This window comes from Streptomyces sp. MBT53, assembly GCF_016654115.1.
Lineage (GTDB): Bacteria > Actinomycetota > Actinomycetes > Streptomycetales > Streptomycetaceae > Streptomyces.
On record NZ_JAEQAZ010000012.1, the window covers coordinates 37,945 to 57,429 of the forward strand.

The 19,485-nt window shown below is 69.1% G+C and carries 19 protein-coding genes; 5 read left to right on the forward strand and 14 right to left on the reverse strand.

What is annotated here, in order from left to right; all coding sequences use genetic code 11:
• Positions 1–12: 12 nt before the first annotated feature.
• The gene (gene mnmA, locus JHN45_RS06875; RefSeq protein ID WP_201048377.1) at positions 13–1,143 is read right to left on the reverse strand and encodes a tRNA 2-thiouridine(34) synthase MnmA; all 1,131 of its coding nucleotides are present in this window, start codon (positions 1,141–1,143) and stop codon (positions 13–15) included.
• Between the two features lie 60 nt (positions 1,144–1,203).
• On the opposite strand from mnmA, the gene JHN45_RS06880 reads away from it, so the two are divergent.
• Positions 1,204–1,875, forward strand: a complete 672-nt coding sequence (locus JHN45_RS06880) for an N-acetylmuramoyl-L-alanine amidase (RefSeq protein ID WP_201048378.1) — start codon at positions 1,204–1,206, stop codon at positions 1,873–1,875.
• Between the two features lie 213 nt (positions 1,876–2,088).
• A complete protein-coding gene (locus JHN45_RS06885) occupies positions 2,089–3,654 on the forward strand; it encodes a multicopper oxidase family protein (RefSeq protein WP_201048379.1) in 1,566 nt (521 codons plus the stop codon).
• 127 nt (positions 3,655–3,781) lie between these two features.
• Here the strand turns inward: JHN45_RS06885 and JHN45_RS06890 are convergent, their stop codons facing one another.
• From JHN45_RS06890 to JHN45_RS06900, 3 genes are read right to left on the reverse strand one after another with little or no spacing between them, the layout of a single operon-like run.
• A complete protein-coding gene (locus JHN45_RS06890; RefSeq protein ID WP_201048380.1) occupies positions 3,782–4,945 on the reverse strand; it encodes a cysteine desulfurase family protein in 1,164 nt (387 codons plus the stop codon).
• A 52-nt stretch (positions 4,946–4,997) separates the two neighbouring features.
• Positions 4,998–5,282 carry a DUF4190 domain-containing protein gene (locus tag JHN45_RS06895; protein WP_200710243.1) on the reverse strand — a complete coding sequence of 95 codons (285 nt, stop codon included), beginning with the start codon at positions 5,280–5,282 and terminating at the stop codon, positions 4,998–5,000.
• Between the two features lie 44 nt (positions 5,283–5,326).
• The gene (locus JHN45_RS06900; RefSeq protein WP_200710244.1) at positions 5,327–5,494 is read right to left on the reverse strand and encodes a hypothetical protein; all 168 of its coding nucleotides are present in this window, start codon (positions 5,492–5,494) and stop codon (positions 5,327–5,329) included.
• 142 nt (positions 5,495–5,636) lie between these two features.
• Between JHN45_RS06900 and JHN45_RS06905 the strand changes: the two genes are divergently transcribed.
• Positions 5,637–6,269, forward strand: coding sequence for a TetR family transcriptional regulator (locus tag JHN45_RS06905; RefSeq protein WP_200710245.1), 633 nt, complete (start codon positions 5,637–5,639; stop codon positions 6,267–6,269).
• Between the two features lie 78 nt (positions 6,270–6,347).
• On the opposite strand, the gene JHN45_RS06910 is transcribed toward JHN45_RS06905, so the two are convergent.
• Together JHN45_RS06910 and JHN45_RS06915 are read right to left on the reverse strand one after the other, a co-directional pair.
• Entirely contained in the window at positions 6,348–6,713 is a 366-nt protein-coding gene (locus tag JHN45_RS06910; protein ID WP_102133348.1) for a hypothetical protein, read from the reverse strand.
• Positions 6,714–6,853: 140 nt separating this feature from the next.
• Entirely contained in the window at positions 6,854–7,831 is a 978-nt protein-coding gene (locus JHN45_RS06915) for a YafY family protein (protein WP_201048381.1), read from the reverse strand.
• Between the two features lie 78 nt (positions 7,832–7,909).
• On the opposite strand from JHN45_RS06915, the gene JHN45_RS06920 reads away from it, so the two are divergent.
• Positions 7,910–8,497 (forward strand): TIGR03086 family metal-binding protein, encoded by a 588-nt coding sequence (locus JHN45_RS06920; protein WP_201048382.1) that lies wholly within the window; start codon positions 7,910–7,912, stop codon positions 8,495–8,497.
• Positions 8,498–8,908: 411 nt separating this feature from the next.
• Here the strand turns inward: JHN45_RS06920 and JHN45_RS06925 are convergent, their stop codons facing one another.
• Positions 8,909–9,772, reverse strand: a complete 864-nt coding sequence (locus JHN45_RS06925; protein ID WP_201048383.1) for a thioesterase family protein — start codon at positions 9,770–9,772, stop codon at positions 8,909–8,911.
• 152 nt (positions 9,773–9,924) lie between these two features.
• Between JHN45_RS06925 and JHN45_RS06930 the strand changes: the two genes are divergently transcribed.
• Positions 9,925–11,163, forward strand: a complete 1,239-nt coding sequence (locus JHN45_RS06930; RefSeq protein ID WP_200714727.1) for an esterase family protein — start codon at positions 9,925–9,927, stop codon at positions 11,161–11,163.
• Here the strand turns inward: JHN45_RS06930 and JHN45_RS06935 are convergent.
• The 7 genes from JHN45_RS06935 to JHN45_RS06965 form a co-directional block, all read right to left on the reverse strand.
• Positions 11,057–11,728: a trimeric intracellular cation channel family protein gene (locus tag JHN45_RS06935; RefSeq protein ID WP_200714728.1), complete on the reverse strand. Its 672-nt coding sequence runs from the start codon at positions 11,726–11,728 to the stop codon at positions 11,057–11,059. The two genes, JHN45_RS06930 and JHN45_RS06935, sit on opposite strands and share 107 nt — an antisense overlap.
• A 36-nt stretch (positions 11,729–11,764) precedes the next feature.
• Positions 11,765–13,156: a M1 family metallopeptidase gene (locus tag JHN45_RS06940; RefSeq protein WP_201048384.1), complete on the reverse strand. Its 1,392-nt coding sequence runs from the start codon at positions 13,154–13,156 to the stop codon at positions 11,765–11,767.
• 97 nt (positions 13,157–13,253) lie between these two features.
• Positions 13,254–14,495: an ABC transporter ATP-binding protein gene (locus JHN45_RS06945; RefSeq protein WP_201048385.1), complete on the reverse strand. Its 1,242-nt coding sequence runs from the start codon at positions 14,493–14,495 to the stop codon at positions 13,254–13,256.
• The gene (locus JHN45_RS06950) at positions 14,492–15,598 is read right to left on the reverse strand and encodes an ABC transporter ATP-binding protein (protein ID WP_200714730.1); all 1,107 of its coding nucleotides are present in this window, start codon (positions 15,596–15,598) and stop codon (positions 14,492–14,494) included. The genes JHN45_RS06945 and JHN45_RS06950 overlap by 4 nt, the downstream gene beginning before the upstream one ends.
• Positions 15,595–16,602, reverse strand: coding sequence for an ABC transporter permease (locus tag JHN45_RS06955; protein WP_200714731.1), 1,008 nt, complete (start codon positions 16,600–16,602; stop codon positions 15,595–15,597). The genes JHN45_RS06950 and JHN45_RS06955 overlap by 4 nt, the downstream gene beginning before the upstream one ends.
• 75 nt (positions 16,603–16,677) lie before the next feature.
• Positions 16,678–18,429 (reverse strand): ABC transporter substrate-binding protein, encoded by a 1,752-nt coding sequence (locus JHN45_RS06960; protein ID WP_200714732.1) that lies wholly within the window; start codon positions 18,427–18,429, stop codon positions 16,678–16,680.
• A 53-nt stretch (positions 18,430–18,482) separates the two neighbouring features.
• Positions 18,483–19,481 (reverse strand): ABC transporter permease, encoded by a 999-nt coding sequence (locus JHN45_RS06965; RefSeq protein WP_200714733.1) that lies wholly within the window; start codon positions 19,479–19,481, stop codon positions 18,483–18,485.
• Positions 19,482–19,485: the final 4 nt, after the last annotated feature.

The following is a 19,485-nucleotide window of genomic DNA, read 5'->3' on the forward strand; positions in this document are numbered from 1 at the left end:
CTCCCCGAAGGGTCACGCCATCGCCGTCGCCGCGCGCGTGGTCGTCGCGATCGTCGCCGACCCCACCACGCGCGTGTCGTCGTACAGGACGATCGCCTGCCCGGGGGCCACGCCCCGGACCGGCTCGGTGAAGGTCACCTCCAGGGTGCCGTCGACGAGTTCGGCGGTGACCTCGGTCTCGCCGCCGTGGGCGCGGAGCTGGGCGGTGTAGGTGCCGGGCCCGGTGGGGGCCGTGCCACACCAGCGGGGCTTGACGGCGGTGAGGGCGCTGACGTCCAGGGAGGCGGCCGGGCCGACCGTCACCGTGTTGTTCACCGGGGAGATGTCCAGGACGTAGCGCGGCTTGCCGTCGGCGGCCGGGGTGCCGATGCGCAGGCCCTTGCGCTGGCCGATGGTGAAGCCGTACGCGCCCTCGTGCGAGCCGACGACCGTGCCGGACTCGTCGACGATGTCGCCCTCCGCCTTGCCGAGGCGGCCTGCGAGGAAGCCCTGGGTGTCGCCGTCGGCGATGAAGCAGATGTCGTGCGAGTCGGGCTTCTTGGCGACGGCGAGGCCGCGGCGCTCGGCCTCCGCGCGGATCTCGTCCTTCGTGGTGACCGTGTCGCCGAGCGGGAACAGGGCGTGCGCCAACTGCCGCTCGTCCAGGACGCCGAGGACGTAGGACTGGTCCTTGGCCATGTCGGAGGCGCGGTGCAGTTCGCGGGTGCCGTCCTCGCCCACGATCACCTGGGCGTAGTGGCCGGTGCAGACCGCGTCGAAGCCGAGGGCGAGCGCCTTGTCGAGGAGCGCGGCGAACTTGATCTTCTCGTTGCAGCGCAGGCAGGGGTTCGGGGTGCGGCCGGCCTCGTACTCGGCGACGAAGTCCTCGACGACGTCCTCGCGGAAGCGGTCGGCGAGGTCCCAGACGTAGAACGGGATGCCGATGACGTCGGCCGCGCGGCGGGCGTCCCGTGAGTCCTCGATGGTGCAACAGCCACGCGCGCCCGTGCGGAACGATTGCGGGTTCGCGGAGAGCGCGAGGTGCACGCCGGTCACGTCGTGGCCGGCTTCGGCGGCGCGGGCGGCGGCGACGGCGGAGTCCACGCCGCCGGACATGGCGGCGAGTACGCGGAGGGGGCGGGGGCGCTGCGAGGTCTCAGTCATAACCCTTCCAGGGTACGGGTCGCCGGGAACCGGGACCCGCGAGTATCCGTTGAAGATCGCATGGGGGAGACACAGGGCGGGCACACGGAGACCGCGCGGCGGGTCACGGGTCGGCGGGCGCTGCTGATCGGCGGTGCCGCGGCGGCCGTGGGGACGGCGGCGCTGGCGCGGGACGAGCTGGCGCGGCTGTGGTGGCGGCTGCCCGGGGTGGAGAAGCCGCGGGTGGCGGGCGCGGTGGACTTCCGGGGCGCGCAGTGGGTGTCGGCGTCCCCGGCGAACTACCGGCGGGCGGACCGGCCGGACGACTACGGGATAGACCGGGTGGTCGTCCATGTCACCCAGGGCAGTTTCCGCAGCGCGGTGAAGGTCTTCCAGGACCCGGCGCACGGGGCGGCGGCGCACTACATCGTGCGCGAGGACGGGCACATCACGCAGATGATCCGCGAGCTGGACGTGGCCTTCCACGCGGGCAACCGGGAGTACAACGAACGCAGTGTCGGCATCGAGCACGAGGGCTTCGTGGAGGAGGCGTCGTCGTTCACCGACGCGATGTACGCGTCCTCCGCGCGGCTGACGGCCGCGATATGCCGGCGCTACGGAATCCCGGTCGACCGCAAGCACGTCATCGGGCACGTGGAGGTGCCGGGGACCGATCACACGGACCCCGGTCGGTACTGGGACTGGGACCGGTACATGGCGCTCGTAAGGCGGGCACACCGGACAGGGGTGTGACTCGGGTCACACCCGGCTTGGCTATGAGTCGTTTCAGTCACGGCGGTGTCCGATGCGTCCCCTGCTCGGGATGTGACCTGGGGTACGCCAACTCGCCTTGCGAGTCAGGGGAGTTGTGAAGAGATCGTGTGACCTCACGTTTCACAGACTGCTCTGCCCACTGCTAACTACCACCCAGTTTTTACACAGGCCTTAGGTCAAATCTCTGGCGCCATGACACACACCAGTGAGCCCGCGTCCGAAGCAAGCAGCGACAGCAAGGGCAACCACCGCAAATCCACGGCCGAGAAGCGCGAGCGCAGCAAGGGCAGTGCGGCCCGGGGCAAGGGTGTGCACCGGCGCAAGTTCCTCGGTGGGATGGCCGGGGCCGGCATCGCGGCGGTGGCCGCCGCCGGAGGTGCCTTCTCCCTGCTGAACGACGCGGCGAAGAACAAGGCGTCCGCGGCGGACACCACCCTCACCATCCCCGACCTGCTGGAGGGCACCACCTCCGACGGCACCACCACCTTCACGCTGGAGGCCAAGACCGGCACCCACGAGGTGATCTCGGGCGTCACCAGCAGCACGATGGGCTACAACCAGGACTTCCTGGGCCCGACCATGAAGTGGACCAACGGCGACGTGGTCCTCCTCAACATCACCAACGACATCGGCGAGGACACGACGGTCCACTTCCACGGCGCCCACGTGCCCGCGAAGATGGACGGCGGCCCGCAGGTCGCGTTCGCCGACGGCGAGACCTGGTCCCCCACGTTCACGGTCAAGGACCCGGCCACCACGCTCTGGTACCACCCGCACGCCCTCGGCACCACCGCCAAGCAGGCCGTGCACGGCCTCGCCGGGATGATCATCGTCGAGGACTCCACGGACGCCTCCGCCGCGCTGCCCAGCGACTACGGCGTCGACGACATCCCGCTCATCTTCCAGTCCCTGGCCGTCGACACCTCCGGGGACATCAAGTACGACGCGGCCGGCTACCGGCTGAGCACGACCACCTTCCCCCTCCTGGTCAACGGGACCAACGTGGACTCCACCACGCTCGGTTTCACCGCCACCAAGACCCGCACCCGCTTCCGCGCACTGAACGCCTCACCGTCCGACATCATCACCATCCAGCGCAGTGACGGCGGCACCCTCAACCAGATCAGCACCGACCAGGGTTATCTGACCGAGGCCACCGAGGTGACCACGATCCGCCTGGTGGCCGGCGCCCGTGCCGAATTCACCATGGACCTCACCGCGGACGCCACCCTCCAGGTCGTGATCACCACCGGCTGGATCCGCGGCGGCAGCGGCACGTACGACTTCCTCGCGATCACGGCCAGCGGCACCGACACCCCGGACGACCTGCCCAGCACCCTCAACACCATCGACCGCTACGACACGAGCGACTTCACCGCCCGCACGATCACCCTGGGCCAGAACGGCGCCACGATGCTGATCAACGGGTCGGCGGGCACGACCATGGCCGCGATGGCGATGATCAGCACGACGGTCGGCTCGAAGGAGATCTGGACGATCCAGAACTCCACCCAGCTGGAGCACTCGTTCCACCTGCACGACGTGCCCTATCAGCTGATCGCCATCAACGGTGAGGATCCCACCGGGGTCCAGCTCGGCTGGTACGACACCTACGAGGTGGTCGGTGGCGGCTCGATCAAGATCGCCATGGAGTTCACCGACTTCTCCGACGACACCTACATGTACATGCTCCACTGCCACCTGTTGCAGCACGAGGACGAGGGCATGATGGCCTCCCTCATGGTGACGGACTCCTAGTTCCGCCAGTTCCGCGAGGAGCACGGGTTCCCCGCCGTCCGGCGTGTGCCTCCCCCGTGGACGCCGGACACATGTGACCGGGGAGAGTCGGCGGGCTCTCCCCGGTTCTTCGCGTGTGCGGGTCGGGTCAGGTCAGCCCGGCGGCGCGGGCCCGTTCCACCGCCGGAGCGATCGCCTTCGCCACGGCCTCCACGTCGGCCTCCGTCGAGGTGTGGCCCAGCGAGAAGCGCAGGGTGCCGCGGGCCAGGTCCGGGGCGGTGCCGGTGGCGAGCAGGACATGGCTGGGCTGGGCGACGCCCGCCGTGCAGGCGGAGCCGGTGGAGCACTCGATGCCCTGGGCGTCCAGCAGGAGCAGCAGGGAGTCGCCCTCGCAGCCGGGGAACGTGAAGTGGGCGTTGGCCGGCAGCCGGTTCACCGGGTCCCCGCCGAGGATCGCGTCCGGGACGGCCGTAAGGACGGCTGTGACGAGGTTGTCGCGGAGGGCGCCGATCTCGTGGGCGAACCACTCGCGCTGCTGCGCGGCGAGGCGGCCGGCGACGGCGAACGAGGCGATGGCGGGGACGTCGAGGGTGCCGGAGCGGACATGGCGTTCCTGGCCGCCGCCGTGCAGGACGGGTACGGGGGTGTACTCGCGGCCCAGGAGCAGCGCGCCGATGCCGTACGGGCCGCCGATCTTGTGGCCGGAGACCGTCATCGCGGCGAGGCCGGAGGCGGCGAAGTCGACCGGGACCTGGCCGAAGGCCTGCACCGCGTCGGCGTGCAGCGGGACGCCGAACTCCTGGGCCACGTCGGCGAGTTCGCGGATCGGCAGGACCGTACCGATCTCGTTGTTGGCCCACATCACGGTGGCCAGGGCGACGTCGTCGGGGTTGCGGGCGACGGCCTCGCGCAGCACCTCGGGGTGGACACGGCCGTAGGAGTCGACCGGGAGGTACTCGACGGTGGCGCCCTCGTGTTCACCCAGCCAGTGGACGGCGTCCAGGACGGCGTGGTGCTCGACGGGGCTGGCCAGCACCCGGGTGCGGGCCGGGTCGGCGTCGCGGCGGGACCAGTACAGGCCCTTCACCGCGAGGTTGTCGGCCTCGGTGCCGCCGGAGGTGAACACCACCTCGCTGGGGCGGGCGCCGAGCGCTTCGGCAAGGGTCTCCCGGGACTCTTCGACCGTACGGCGGGCCCTGCGGCCGGAAGCGTGGAGGGAGGAGGCGTTGCCCGTGATGCTCAGGTGGGCCGTCATCGCCTCGACTGCCTCGGGAAGCATCGGGGTGGTCGCGGCGTGGTCGAGGTATGCCATGGTGCCGCCGATTCTACGGTCCCCGGCGGGTACCCCGGAGGGGTGGGCCCGGCTAGAAGTTCCAGGAGACCGTGCTGTCCAGCTGCATGAAGGCGACGAGGACCAGCAGATCGGCGATGCCGAGTCCGAGGCCGAGGAGCGCCCGGCCGCGACGAGCGGTACCGCGCCACAGGGCCACGCCGGCCAGGGCGATGGCGATGGGGCCGAGGAAGACGTTGAGGACGAGCAGGCCGACGAGGCCGAGGATGAAGGACGCGACGGCCATGCCGTCGGCGTCACGGCGGCCGGTGGCCTTGAGCTCGGTGGTGGTGTTGGTTGCCGGTGCGGTGAGTTGCATGGTGGTTCGGCTCCCGAGGATCGGGTGGGCGGATGGACGGGCGGTCAGTTGGCGGACGTACGGCCGCGGCGGCCGTGCCGCTCGCGGAGCGCGAAGACGCCCAGCCATACGGCGATGACGGTGGCGGCGACGGCGGTGAAGGCGAACGACGCGTGGGCCACGGTGCCCATCACGACGCCGAACAGCAGGAGCGCTGCGACGAGGACCAGCATGGGATGACTCCCCCTCCGAGACGACTTGAGCAGACTCTCGTTACGTTTCGGTGAACGGTTGTAGTAACACTTGTTCACTGACTTTGAGTCTAGCGTCTCCGGCGGCTTTTCAATTCCGGAGAACAGTTGTTAACTGGATGACATGAGTCACACCCTCGGCATCCGGCAGGTACAGAAGCAGAAGACCCGACAGGCGTTGCTGGACGCCGCGTTGGGGCTGCTGGAGGAGCAGAGCCTGAGCAGCCTGGGCCTGCGCGAGGTCACCCGTGCCGTGGGGGTCGCGCCGACCGCGTTCTACCGGCACTTCCGCTCCACGGCCGACCTCGGGGTGGCGCTCGTCGAGGAGGCGCTCGGCAGTCTGCACCCGATGATCCGGCAGGCGGTGGCGACGGCGGAGGACAGCGACCAACGCATCGCGCGCGCCGTCCAGTTGATCGCCGACCACGTGGACACGCACCCGGCCCACGTCCGCTTCCTGGCGCGCGAGCGGCACGGCGGGGTCCAGCCGGTGCGGGAGGCCATCCGGGACCAACTCGCCCGGTTCGCCGACGAGGTGAAGGCGGAACTCGCCAGGGACCCGGAGTCCGGCGGCTGGAACGACTCCGACCTGATGATGCTGGCCCACCTGTACGTCGACCAGATGCTCATCACGGCCTCGCTCTTCATGGAGGCGCGGGAGACCTCCGACGAGGAGCACGAGCGCGAGCGGGTGACCCGACTCGCCACCCGCCAGATGCGGTTGATCAGCGTCGGCCGCCGGCACTGGCTCGGCTGAGCGGTTCCGGCCGCGGACATACGCCAGGGGCGGCGCCCCCGGTGTACGGGTGCGCCGCCCCTGTCGTGCGGAGAGCGGTCAGCCCTGCTGCGGGGCCCCGCTCATCTGGCCACCGCCCGGGCCTCCGCCGCACCCGCCGCCGGGGCCGCCGCCCTGGCCGCCTCCGCCACCGGGACCACCGCTCGGCATGCCGGACGCGTTGCCGGTCGGCATGCCCGTCGGCCGGCCCGAGGCCGCGGCGCCCGTGGGCGCACCGGAGGGGGCGCCGGACGGGGCACCACTGGGCCGCGCCGTGGCGTTGCCGGTCGGCGCGGAACAGGACTGTGTGGAACCGGAGTTGGCGCTGCCGGAGGACGACGAGGAGTCGCTCGACCCGCAGGCCGCGAGGGCCAGGGGCGAGAGCGCCAGCAGGGCCACTGCGGGGAGGAGACGCGCACGCTTCATGAGAAACAGCTCCAAAAACGATGAGGATGCCTTGTGGCGGGAACTCAATCAACGCCCCTTAGGGCTTCCTTGTAGGCGCCCTGTCCTCACCCTGTGCACCGAGTAAAGGGCAGCCCAAGTGACCTTCCTGACCTGCGAGTTCACGAGGACGGCCCACTTACTCGCTGGTACAGCTCCGTGACAGAAGCAGCCGCCGCGGCCACTTCCGCGCGCACCTCCGGCGGCGACACGACCTCCAACGCGTCGGCGAACTGGAGCAGTTGACGCGCCTCGCGGACGACGCCGTAGGACAACCGGACCGTCGCCCACTCCTCCTCGCCCTCGTCGTCGGGGAGTTCGGCCAGGGAGGAGGCGTTGAGGCGCAGGAACATGTCGAGGCGGGAGCGGCGGACCCGGACGGTGACGTCGAGTCCGCCGGGGCGTTCCTCGACCTGGCGGCGCAACTCCTCCCAGGCGTCGGCGAGTTCGACGCCCGGGCGGCGCTTCACCGGGTCGGGCAGGAGGGCGGCGGAGTGCACGCGGTCGGCGCGGAAGAGGCGGGGGCGCGCACGGCGGTCGGCGACGAGGTACCAGACACCGGCCTTGGAGACGAGACCGTACGGATCGACGGTGTAGGTGCTCGGTTCCTTCGCGCCGCTGTGCCGGTAACGCAGCCGCAGCCGCCGGTCGGTGAACACGGCGTCCTGCAACACATCGAGATCCACGGCAGGTTGGGGCCCGCCCTTCCAGCGGGTGGCGTCGACGAGGATCCGCCGGGAGGTCACCTCGGCGGCCGGGCGGTACGGCGCCGGCAGCGCGGCCATCACCTTGCGCAGCGCGGAACCGAGCGCGGCGTCGAGGCCGAGCGCCGCGTGGGCGCCCTGCGCGGCGAGGATGAACAGGGCGCGCGACTCGTCGGCGGTCAGGCCCGTGACATCGGTACGGAACCCGGCGAGCAGCTCGATCCCGCCGTGCCGCCCGCGCTCGGCGTAGACCGGCACCCCGGAGGCGGACAGCGCCTCGACGTCCCGGTAGATGGTCCGCACCGACACCTCGAGCCGGTCGGCGAGTTCGTGTGCGGGGACACGGCCCCGGGTCTGCAGGAGCAGCAGGATGGAAAGGAGACGATCGGCCTTCACGCCCTCAGGATCCGCCGCTTGGAAGGGCGGCGCAAATGTTGACGGAATCTGTCAGGTTATGGGTCCACCATCGGGGCCATGAACACAAACGCCACGGACCCCCGCCCCCTCTACACCCGAGCCACCGAGCAGGCCGCCGCGCTGATCAGGACGGTACGACCGGAGCAGCTGGCCGGTCCCACCCCGTGCACGGAGTTCGACGTACGGACCCTGCTGAGCCATATCGTCGGCGGCACGCTGCGCATCGCGACGATCGGCGAGGGCGGCGACGGCATGGCCGTACACCCCTTCGTGGACGGCGTCGCCGACGAGGGCTGGCCGGCCGCGTACGAGAAGGCCCGCGTACGGGTCCTCAGCGCCTGGGCGGACGACACCCGGCTGGACGCGCCGGTCCGGGTCCCGTGGGGCGAGGCACCGGGCCGCGCGGCTCTCTCCGGCTACCTCATGGAGAACGTCACCCACACCTGGGACCTCTCCGAGTCCCTCGGCCACCCCCTCGAACTCGACCCGGAACTCGCCGAGTTCGCCCTCACCATCGCCCGCCGCGTCCTGCCGGACGAACAACGCGACGCGGACACCCCCTTCGACACGGCCCAACCCACCCCCGAAAAGCCGGACGCCTACGCCCAGCTGGCAGCCTGGCTGGGCCGAAAGCCACTCGGCTGAACCGGGCACGGGCCGGGTGGCCGGCCACGCGAAGGCGGCAGCGGATCGCATATGGCGTCACGGGATCGCGACCCGTGCCTGGGACGGACCCGGCGAGTCACCGGCCGCCCCTTCGGGCTCGCCCCGGCCGGTCCGTCCGCCGACCTGCGCAAGCCCGACCCATCCCGCGCCGCGGCGCCCGGCACCCTGCGCCCGAAGGACCCGGCGTTCAGCGGCAGTTGGGGTCGGGCTCGGGCACGACAGACCGGCCGAGCCCGACGCGGCGCGGGCGACCCGTCGTGGCGCACCGCCCACAGCCCGGCGACAACCGTGGGCCGAACGTGGCGCCTGAACTCACGGGGTTCACTGCCGTGGCCCCGAAGCAGCCGAAGACCGGCCGGAGTTGGCGGCCACTCTCGGAACGGGAGTCCCTCAGCTCAGTCTCGCCCGCGCCAACTGCCGTGACTGTGCCACCAGTCGGTCCGTGCTGTCCCAGACCTCCGCGTCCTCCTCCAGGAAGCCGCCGGCCAGGTTGCGGGTGGTGATCGAGACCCTCAGCGGTCCTGGTGCGGGGCGGGAGCGGACGTGGACCGTGAGTTCCACCGTGGGGACCCAGCCCTTGAGGCCTATCTCGAAGGCCGTCGGGGGGAGCGCGTCCACTGCCAGGAGCAGGGAGAGCGGGTCCGCGTCGCGGCCGTCCGCGAGACCGAACCAGGAGCGCATCTCGCCCTTGCCGGAGGGGGCGCCGAGGGCCCAGCCGAGGGTGGACGGGTCGAGCTTCAGCATCAGGCGGTCGGTGATGGCTGAGCTGCCGTCCACCGGTGCTGGGCCGTCTTCCGGGCCGAAGCACTGGTCCATGGGTGGGAACACCGGTGGGCGAGCCGTCGTGCGGACGTCGTCCGGGAGGGTGTCCAGGTCGCCGTAGGAGGCGAGGACGCGGATGCGTTCCACCTCGCGGCCCTCGTCGTCGTACTGGAAGAGGGACGCCTGGCCCGTCGAGAGGGTGCGGCCGGTGCGGACCACGTCCGTGCGGACGACCGCCGGGCCCGGCTGGGACGCCGTGAGGTAGTGCGCGGAGATCGTGAACGGGTCGGGGTGCGGGAGCGCGTCCGCCAGGGCCCGGCCCAGGACGGACAGGAGGTAGCCGCCGTTGACCGCGTTGATGATCGTCCAGCCGGCCGAGAGGTCGATGTCGTAGACGCCCGGGGCGCGACGGGTGACCGCCGTGTCGCGGTCGAACTCGCTGTCACCGATCGTGGCCCGCGTGGCCGTCGGTGCGGATGCTGCTTCTCGCATGGATGAACCGTACAACAGTCGATTACTAAGCGGTAGCTTTGTTGTTGCGGGCATATGAAAACACCGGCCACTCGGGTGAGCGCCCGGCAATTTCTTGGTAAGTGTCCGCACTCGTCCGTGACCCACGGCCCGTGATCCCCCTCTTTGGGGACATGAGCCTCACCGGGACTCCGTTCCTCTACACCGCCGTCGTGCTGACGATCGTCGCCCTCATACTGCCGCTCGTGCTGTGGTCGCGGATGCGCGGCCCCAAGGTCGTACGTGTGGCGGCCCGGGCCCTGATGCTGCTGTTCGCGCAGGCCACGGCCGTCACCCTGGTCTTCGTGATGGTCAACAACCAGAACAACCTGTACGACAACTGGGCCGACCTCCTCGGCACCGGCAACCACGTCCAGCAGGCCGCGAACCTCGGCAAGAACGGCACCGGCAACATCTCGCTGAACCGACTGCCCAAGGTCAAGCAGGACTTCTCCCCCGCCTCAGGACCCGGCATGAGTTCCGCGGGACAGGTGGAGGTCACCCAGCTCAAGGGCCGGGTGTCGGGCGTGAACGCCGAGGTCTACGTCTGGACCCCGCCGCAGTACAAGGAGGCGGCCTACCGCCACAAGAAGTTCCCCGTCGTGGAACTGCTGCCGGGCTGGCCCGGGTCCGCCAAGGCCTGGTTCGGGTCGATGCACGTGACCCAGCAGTTGGAGCCGCTGATGAGGAGCGGGCGGATCGCGCCCTTCATCCTGGTCGCGCCGCGCTACAACCTGCTGGCCGGCGTGGACACCGGGTGCGCCAACATCCCCGGCACGGTCAACGCCGACACCTGGCTCAGCGTCGACGTACCGAAGATGGTCACGGACAACTTCCGCGCCCAGCCCGCCCCCAAGGGCTGGGGAGTCGCCGGCTACTCGGCCGGCGCGCACTGCGCGGTCAAGCTCGCCGTCGCCCACCCCGACCGCTATCAGGCCGCGGTGAGCATGTCCGGCTACAACGACCCGATCGGCGAACGCAATTCGCTGGCCGCGCAGAGCGTCGCCCTGCGGGAGGCGAACAACCCCTACCTGCTGCTCAAGAAGGCGGCCACGCCGCCGCCGATCGCGATGTACCTGTCCGGCGAGTCCGGCGACGGCTACGAGGCGGGCGTGGCCCTCGAACAGATCGCGAAGGCGCCGACGAGCGTGCATGTGGTGTTCCTGCCGCGCAGCGACGGTGGGCACACCATGGCGCTGTGGCGGCCCCAGGTGAAGACGGTGTTCCGCTGGCTGACCCTGGAGCTGGGCCAGAACCACCCCCGGATCACGAAGTCGTCGTCGGATCCTCGCGGGCGTTCGACCTCCGGTTCCACGCACGCGGAGCTCGCCAGTGGAACCGCATCGCGAGCAGGCGCAACACGAAAGCGGTGACGATCGCGAGCCCACTGGTGAGGGGGGTCAGCGCGTCGTAGTGGATGCAGAGCACGGAGATGGTGGCACCGACGATCGCCGGGACCGCGTACAGGTCGCGGTCCCAGCGGAGCAGGGACGGGGTCTCGTTGGCGAGGACGTCCCGCAGCACACCGCCGCCGACGGCGGTGGCCAGACCCAGGGCGGCCGAGGAGGTGAGGCTGAGCCCGTAGTCGTACGCCTTCACCGTGCCCGAGACGCAGAACAGGCCGAGTCCCGCCGCGTCGAAGACGTTGACGCCGGCCTGGATGCGCTCCACGTGCGGATGGAGGAAGAAGACGAGGAGCGCGGCGAAGAGCGGGGTGATGAAGTAGCCCAGGTCCGTGAAGGCGGCCGGGGGGACCGCCCCGATGATCACGTCCCGGAAGATCCCTCCGCCCAGCGCGGTGACCTCGGCGAGCACGGCGATGCCGAACACGTCGAAGTTCTTGCGGACGGCCAGCAACGCGCCGGAGATGGCGAACACGAAGATGCCGACGAGGTCGAGCGTGTGCTGGACGGAGGGGCTGAACAGTTGCTGAAGCACCCCACATTGTTACCCGTGGGGTTCGGCAGGACGGACCTACAGGGTGGGCTTGCCCGTCGTGTAGAGCCAGGTCTGGAACAGGTCGTCGAGCTGCTGGCCGCTGATCTTCTCGGCGAGCTTGATGAACTGCTCGGTGCTCGCGTTGCCGTAGCGGTGCAGCTTCGTCCAGGTCGGCAGCAGCTTGAAGAACGCGGTGTCGCCGATGCGTTCGCGCAGCATCTGGAGGGTCATCGCGCCGCGCTGGTAGACGGCGGAGGCGAACATCGTGTCGCGCTGCGGGTCCGCCACGACGGTCTGCCAGAACGTGCTGTCGGCGGGGCGGGCGTTGTAGCCGGCCAGGAACGAGTCGTGGGCGGTGCGGGTGCCCTGGTGCTCGGCCCACAGCCACTGGGCGTAGGTCGCGAAGCCCTCGTTGAGCCAGATGTCCTTCCAGTGCGCGACCGACACGGAGTCGCCGAACCACTGGTGGGCCAGCTCGTGCACGATCGTCGACTCGCTGCGCACGGCGGAGTAGGCGGGCTTGCTCTGCACTTCGAGCGAGAACCCGGCCTCCGGCATGTCGTCGACGATCGCGCCGGTCTCCTCGAAGGGGTACGGCCCGAAGACCTGCGACCAGTAGTCGGTGGCGGCGGCCGTCACGGCGTACACGTCGACGCTGTTGCTGTTGGCGAGGACCGGGTCGATGGCGACGTAGATCGGGGTGCCGCCGGGGGTCGTCCCCGTCTTGACGTCGAACTTCCCGATGGTGGCGGTGGCGAGATAGGTCGCCATCGGCTTGCTCTCGCGCCAGTGGGTGTACGTCGAGTCGCCCTTGTCGTACGTCGAGACGAGGCGGCCGTTGGAGACTCCGGTGAGGCCCTTGGGGGCCTTGATGCGGATGTCGTAGGTGGCCTTGTCGGACGGGTGGTCGCTGGACGGGAACCAGGTGGAGGCGGCGTTGGGTTCGCAGGCGACGAAGACTCCGTCGGTGGTCTTCATCCAGCCGTAGTCGGAGCCGAACACGATGGGTCCGTTGAGGGGTTCGGGCACGCCGCCGTAGGTGACGGTGACCGTGAAGTCCTTGCCCTTGCGGAGGAAGTCCCTTGGTGTGATGCGCAGTTCGTCGCCGGTGCGGGTGAACTGGGCCCGTCTGCCGTTCACTTCGACCTTGGTGACCTCCAGCTTCTGCAGGTCCAGGTCGAAGGAGGAGAGGTTCTGGGTGGCGCGGGCGGTGAGCGTCGTACGGCCGTCGAGGCGGTCGGTGTCCGGGTTGTAGGCCACGTCGAGGGCGTAGTGGCGGGCGTCGAAGCCGCCGTTGCCGAGCTGGGGGAAGTAGGTGTCACCGATGCCGTCGGCGCCGGGGGTGGGGGCGGAGGAGGCGGCTATGACAAGAAAAGAGGCCGCCGCGGTCGCGAGGGCCCCCCAACGTGCCGAACGGGAGAGTGCCATGAGTCGTCCCTTCGGGTGCGTTTCCGATCAGTCGGACACGCTCGACTCTGCACTCTCCCGTTTCGTCATGGACATGACTTTACCAACTTGTCATGCGCTACTTGGGAGTTGACTCCTGATCGCCGGATTCCGCTTCGGGTGCGGACACCTCGGCAGCAGGCTCCTCGGGGGTCTCCGCCGCGGGGGTTTCGGCCGCGGGGGTCTCCGCCGCCTTCTCCAGCACCGCCTCGCCCACCAGCTCCACCGCTTCCTTCGCGGCGGTCAGCAGGACCGTGTCCTGCGGGGCCTGGTCCGCGAAGTTCTCCGGGTGGTGGCAGGCGACCCGCTGACCGGGCCGCAACTCGATCAGCTGGGGTTCCGTCGTCCGGCAGATCTCCGTCGCCTTCCAGCAGCGCGTGTGGAAACGGCAGCCGCTGGGCGGGGAGATCGGCGAGGGGACATCGCCCTTGAGCAGGATGCGCTCGCTCTTGGCACCCCGGCGCTTGGGGTCCGGGACCGGCACCGCCGACATCAGGGCCTTGGTGTACGGGTGCATCGGCGACTCGTACAGCTTGGTGCTGTCGGCGAGTTCGACGATCTTGCCGAGGTACATCACAGCGACCCGGTCCGAGACATGGCGGACCACGGAGAGGTCGTGCGCGATGATCACGTACGTCAGGCCGAGCTCCGTCTGGAGGTCGTCCATCAGGTTCACGACCTGCGCCTGGATCGACACGTCCAGGGCCGACACCGGCTCGTCCGCGACGACCAGCTTCGGCTTCAGGGCGAGCGCGCGGGCGATGCCGATGCGCTGGCGCTGACCGCCGGAGAACTCGTGCGGGTAGCGGTTGAAGTGCTCGGGGCTCAGGCCCACCAGCTCCAGCAGGCGCTGGACCTCGCGCTTGACCCCGCCCTCGGGCTCGACGCCCTGGAGCCGGAACGGCGCCGAGACGATCGAGCCGATGGTGTGGCGCGGGTTCAGGGAGCCGTACGGGTCCTGGAAGATCATCTGGATGTCGCGGCGCAGCGGACGCATCCCGGCCGCGTTCAGGCTGGTGATGTCCTGGCCCTCGAAGTGGATCGAGCCGCCCGTCGGGTCCTGGAGCCGGGTGATGACCCGGCCCATGGTCGACTTGCCGCAGCCCGACTCCCCGACGACGCCCAGGGTCTCGCCCTTGCGCACCTCGAAGTCGATGCCGTCGACGGCCTTCACCGCGGCGACCTGACGCTGCAGGATCCCCTTCTTGATGGGGAAGTGCTTCTTCAGGCCCTCGACCTTGAGCAGTACCTCGCTGTCCTCCGAGGAGGACGCCTGCTCCGGGACGACCGCGGTGGCGGCCGGTTTGTTCGTATCGCTCACAGCTTCGGCGCAATCTCTTCGGTCCAGATCCGCGTACGGTCCGCGGCCGGGAGGTGGCAGGCGGACCAGTGCCCGCCGTCGACCAGCGCCAGCTCGGGCCGTACGGTTCGCGTGACGTCGCCCTTGGGGATGTCCGCGTACGGGCAGCGCGGGTGGAAGGCGCAGCCCGAGGGGACGTTGATGAGGCTCGGCGGCTGGCCCTTGACCGGGACGAGCCGGTCCGAGGTCTCCCGGTCGATCCGCGGCATCGAGCCCAACAGACCCCAGGTGTACGGGTGTTGGGGCTTCTCGAAGATCTCGTCGACCGGACCGCGCTCCACGCACCGGCCGCCGTACATCACCAGGACCTCGTCGGCGATCTCGGCGACGACACCGAGGTCGTGCGTGATGAGGACGACCGCGGAGCCGAACTCCTTCTGCAGATCCCGGATGAGGTCGAGGATCTGCGCCTGGACGGTCACGTCGAGGGCGGTCGTCGGCTCGTCCGCGATGAGCAGTTCGGGGTTGTTGACCAGGGCCATCGCGATCATGGCGCGCTGGCGCATACCGCCGGAGAACTCGTGCGGGTAGCCGTCGACGCGCTTGGCCGGCTCGGGGATGCCGACCCGGTCGAGCATCTCGATGGCCCGCGTGCGGGCGACCTTCTTGCTGACGTCGTTGTGCACCCGGTACGCCTCGACGATCTGGTCGCCGATCTTGTAGTAGGGGTGCATCGCGGACAGCGGGTCCTGGAAGATCATGGACATCTGCTGGCCGCGGAGCTTGCGCACGTCGTCCGGCGAGGCGCCCACCAGTTCCTGGCCGTCGAGCCAGATCTCACCGGACATCTGCACGTTCTTGCCGCGCGCGCCCAGCCGGTGCAGGCCCATGATCGCCAGCGAGGTGACGGACTTCCCGGAGCCCGACTCGCCCACGATGGAGAGGGTCTTGCCCTTCTCCAGCGAGAAGCTCAGCCCGTCGACGGACTTGACCAGACCGTCGTCGGTCGGGAAGTGCACCTTGAGGTCACGGACTTCGAGGAACGAAGTCGGGGCGTTCGACGGCGAGTTGACGGGCTCGCCCACTGCGGCGCCAGTCGCAGACAGGGGATCAAGGTCGGTCACGAGAGCCTCACCCGCGGGTCGGCGGCGGCGTACAACAGGTCCACCAGAAGATTTGCGATCACTACGAAGAACGCTGCGAGCAGGGTCACGCCGAGGATCGGGGGCAGGTCGTTGCTCTCGATCGACTGCACCGCGTACTGCCCGATGCCGTGCAGGGAGAACACCGACTCGGTGATCAGCGCACCGCCGAGCAGCAGACCGAGGTCCATGCCGAAGACGGTGATGATCGGCGTCAGGGCGGCCCGCAGACCGTGCTTGACGACGACGTTGCGCTCCCGCAGGCCCTTCGCGCGGGCCGTGCGGATGAAGTCCTCGTTCATCGTCTCCAGCATGCCCGAGCGGGTGAGCCGCGCGTAGATGGCGGAGTAGAGAAGTGCGAGCGAACACCACGCCGGGAAGAGCGTGTTGGCCCACTGCGCGGGGTTCTCGGTGAACGGGACGTAGGTGCGGCCGAAGATCGGCCACTGGTACGTGAAGAGCAGGATCGCCAGGTTGCCCGTGAAGAACATGGGCAGCGAGACACCCGCGAGTGCGACGCCCATGAAGGCACGGTCGAAGAACGACCGCGGCTTGAGCGCGGAGATCACACCGACCGTGACACCGGACAGGAGCCACAGGACGGCGGCTCCGGCGGCCAGCGAGATGGTGACCGGAAGGCGGGAGGTGAGCTGCGGCCAGACCTCGACGTGGTCCTTGAAGGAGTAGCCGAAGCAGGGCGCGTCGCAGTGCACCGTGGTGGGGCCGAGGTTGTAGGTGGCGCCCGCCACGATCCCCTTGATGAAGTGCCAGTACTGCAGGTAAAGGGGCTGGTCCAGACCCAGGTTGTGCTTGACCGCGGCGATGTCCGCCGCCGACGGGCTCTTCCCGATGTACTGCTGGGCCAGTTGGTCCGCGGTCTGGCCGGCGAGCCGTGGCAGCAGGAAGAAGATGCCGAAGGTGACCGCGGAGACGACCAGCAGCAGGATCACCGCTGCGATTGTCCGACGGAGAATGTACGAGATCACGGGGATCGGCGCTGGTGCCCGCGGGCCGCTAAGCCCGCGGGCACCAATGCCTTCACCTGCCTTCCGGGGCTACGACTACTTCGTGGTGCCGATGTTGAGGTAGTCGTACTGGCCGCTGAAGGCCGCCGTAGACACCAGGTTGCTGTAGTTCGCCGGACGCGCGAGCAGAACCTTGAAGTAGGTCAGCGGGACGAGGGCCGCGTCGCTCATGGTCTGCTTGTCGACCTGCGCGTACATGCTGTTGCGGGTGGTGACGTCCTCGGTGCCGATGGCCTTGGAGAGGAGGTCGTTGACCGTCTTGTTGTTGTACTGCGACAGGTTGGTGTTACCCGAGGCGCCGATCGCCGCACCGTTCAGGATCTGCTGCTCGAAGCCGTAGCCGGAGGGCCAGTCGGCACCCCACTGCATCATGATCAGGCCGATGTTCTGCTGCTCGGTGAACTTCGGGACACCCGCGTAGTCGGTGAAGTACTTGCCCGACGGGTACTGCTTCAGGCTGGCGTTGATGCCGACGGCCTTCAGCGAGTTGATGATCGCGGTGGCCGCGGAGATCTCCTGCGGACGGTCGCTGCGCGCCGAGAGGTTGGTCGAGATCGACGTCTTGCCGCAGGCCTTCAGCTGCTCCTTGGCCTTGGCGACGTCACCCTTGTTGCCGGTGGAGGCGTACTGGTCGTCCTTGACGTAGCCGGTGATGTCCGGCGGGAGGACGGTGGTGGCGATCTCACCGCGGATCGGGCCGCCCTCGGCGGTCTGCACGGAGACCTTGTCGATGGCGTACTCGACGGCCTTGCGGCAGGCCACGTTGTCGAACGGCTTCACCTTGGTGTTGATCGCCATGTAGACGAGACGGCCACCGAAGGTGTTGTCCGTGCCGGCCTTCTTGTCGGCCGAGGTCAGCAGCTGCGCCTGGGTCGCGGCCTGGACACCGGTACCGCCCATGTCGATCGCGTTGCCCGCGAGGACGTCCTTGTCGATCGTGTCGGCGTTGACCTTCAGGTTCACGACGATCTTGTCCGGGTACTGCTTGCGCAGCGGGTCCGTCGCCGCGTCCCAGTTCTTGTTGCGCACGAGGACGGCCTGCTTGCCGTCCTGGTAGCTCTGGAACTGGTACGAGCCGGAGGACACGATGTTCTTGACGTAGTCGACGCCCGTGTCCTTCGCCTGCGGAACCGGAGCCGTCTGCGGCGCCGCGACCAGGTAGTCGAACTCCTGGAAGGCCGTGTTCAGGTGGAAGACGATCGTGGTGTCGTCCGGCGTCGCGATGGACTTGAGGCCCTCGGCGCTCTTGTCCTTGTACGGGCCCTTGTAGTCCTTGCCGCCGACCAGGAACTGCTGGAAGTAGTTCGGGCCGAGGGAGAGCACGTCACGCGCGAAGTTCGAACGCTCCACGGCGTACTTGACGTCCTTGGACGTGATCGCCGTGCCGTCCTGGTACTTCAGGCCCGAACGCAGCTTGTACGTCCAGGTCTTGCCGCCGTCGCTGGAGACACCCTTGCTCGCGGCGAGGTCCGGGACCAGGGTGTTCCCCTTGGAACCGGGGCCGGGCTCGAACGTCATCAGCGGACGGGCGTACAGCCGGCTGAAGTTGTACATGTAGGCGTAGTACGTGTTGCCCGGGTCGAACGAGTCCGGAACGTCGGACAGTTCGTAGGTGACCGTCCCGCCCTTGTGCGTGGAGGCGTTGACGACGTCCTTGGTCGCTGCGTTGGCCCCAGCCGCCTTCGTCCCACCGTTGTCACTCTTGTTGTCATCGGCCTTGCTGCAACCTGCTACAAGCAGTGTCGCAGAGCCGATGGCCGCAACTGCGGCCAGCGCTGACCTTCGCATGATGATCTGCTTCCTCCATTGTCGGAAACTTGATGAACTCTCGGGTGCGGGCCCTAGCGGCTGCGGGGGTCGAGAGCGTCGCGGAGACCGTCGCCGAGCAGGTTGAACGCCAGGACGGTCACAAAGATGGCGAGGCCGGGAACGATCATGTACGCGGGGTCGACCTCGTAGTAGGTGACCGCGTCCCGCAACATGCCGCCCCAGGATGCCTGCGGGGGCTGGATACCGACCCCGAGGAAGCTCAGGGACGCCTCGAAGAGGATGTTCGTCGGGATGAGCAGCGTCGAGTAGACGATGATCGGGCCGACGAGGTTGGGCAGCAGCTCCCGGAAGAGGATGTACGGCGCCTTGGCGCCCATGCCCCGGGAGGCGTCCACGAACTCCCGCTCGCGCAGGGCGAGGGTCTGGCCGCGGACGATACGGCCCAGGTAGGGCCAGTTGAAGAAGCCGATGACGAAGATCAGCACGCTCAGGTGCAGCGGCAGGCCGTTGAGGCCGAAGGCACCGCCCTGGAGCGTCGCCGAGATGGCGATGGCGAAGAGCAGCAGGGGGAAGGCGAGGAACGTGTCCATCAGGCGGCTGATGATCGAGTCGACCCGGCCGCCGTAGTACCCCGCGACCACGCCGAGGATCGTGCCGATCACGTTCGACAGGATCGTGGCACCGAAGGCCACCACCAGCGACACCCAGGATCCCTCGAGGATGCGGGTGGCGACGTCCCGGCCGAACTGCGGGTCCACGCCGAGCGGGTGGTCCCAGCTCATGCCGCCCCAACCGCCCTTGGGCAGCGAGGTGTTGGCGTCGATCAGGTTCTGGTGGAAGGCATCGGGGTCCAGGCCGAACATCGCCTGGATGGGACGGGAGAGTGCCGCGACCAGGATCAGCAGGACGACGATGACGCCGCCGGCGACGGCGACCTTGTCCTTCTTGAACCGGGTCCAGGCGATCTGTCCAAGGGAACGGCCCTCGATCTGCCCCTTCTCGGCGCCGACGAGCACAGCCTCCGGCTGCGCCCCGGCTTCCGCTCCCGTGGTCTCGATCGGTGCGGTCACTGTG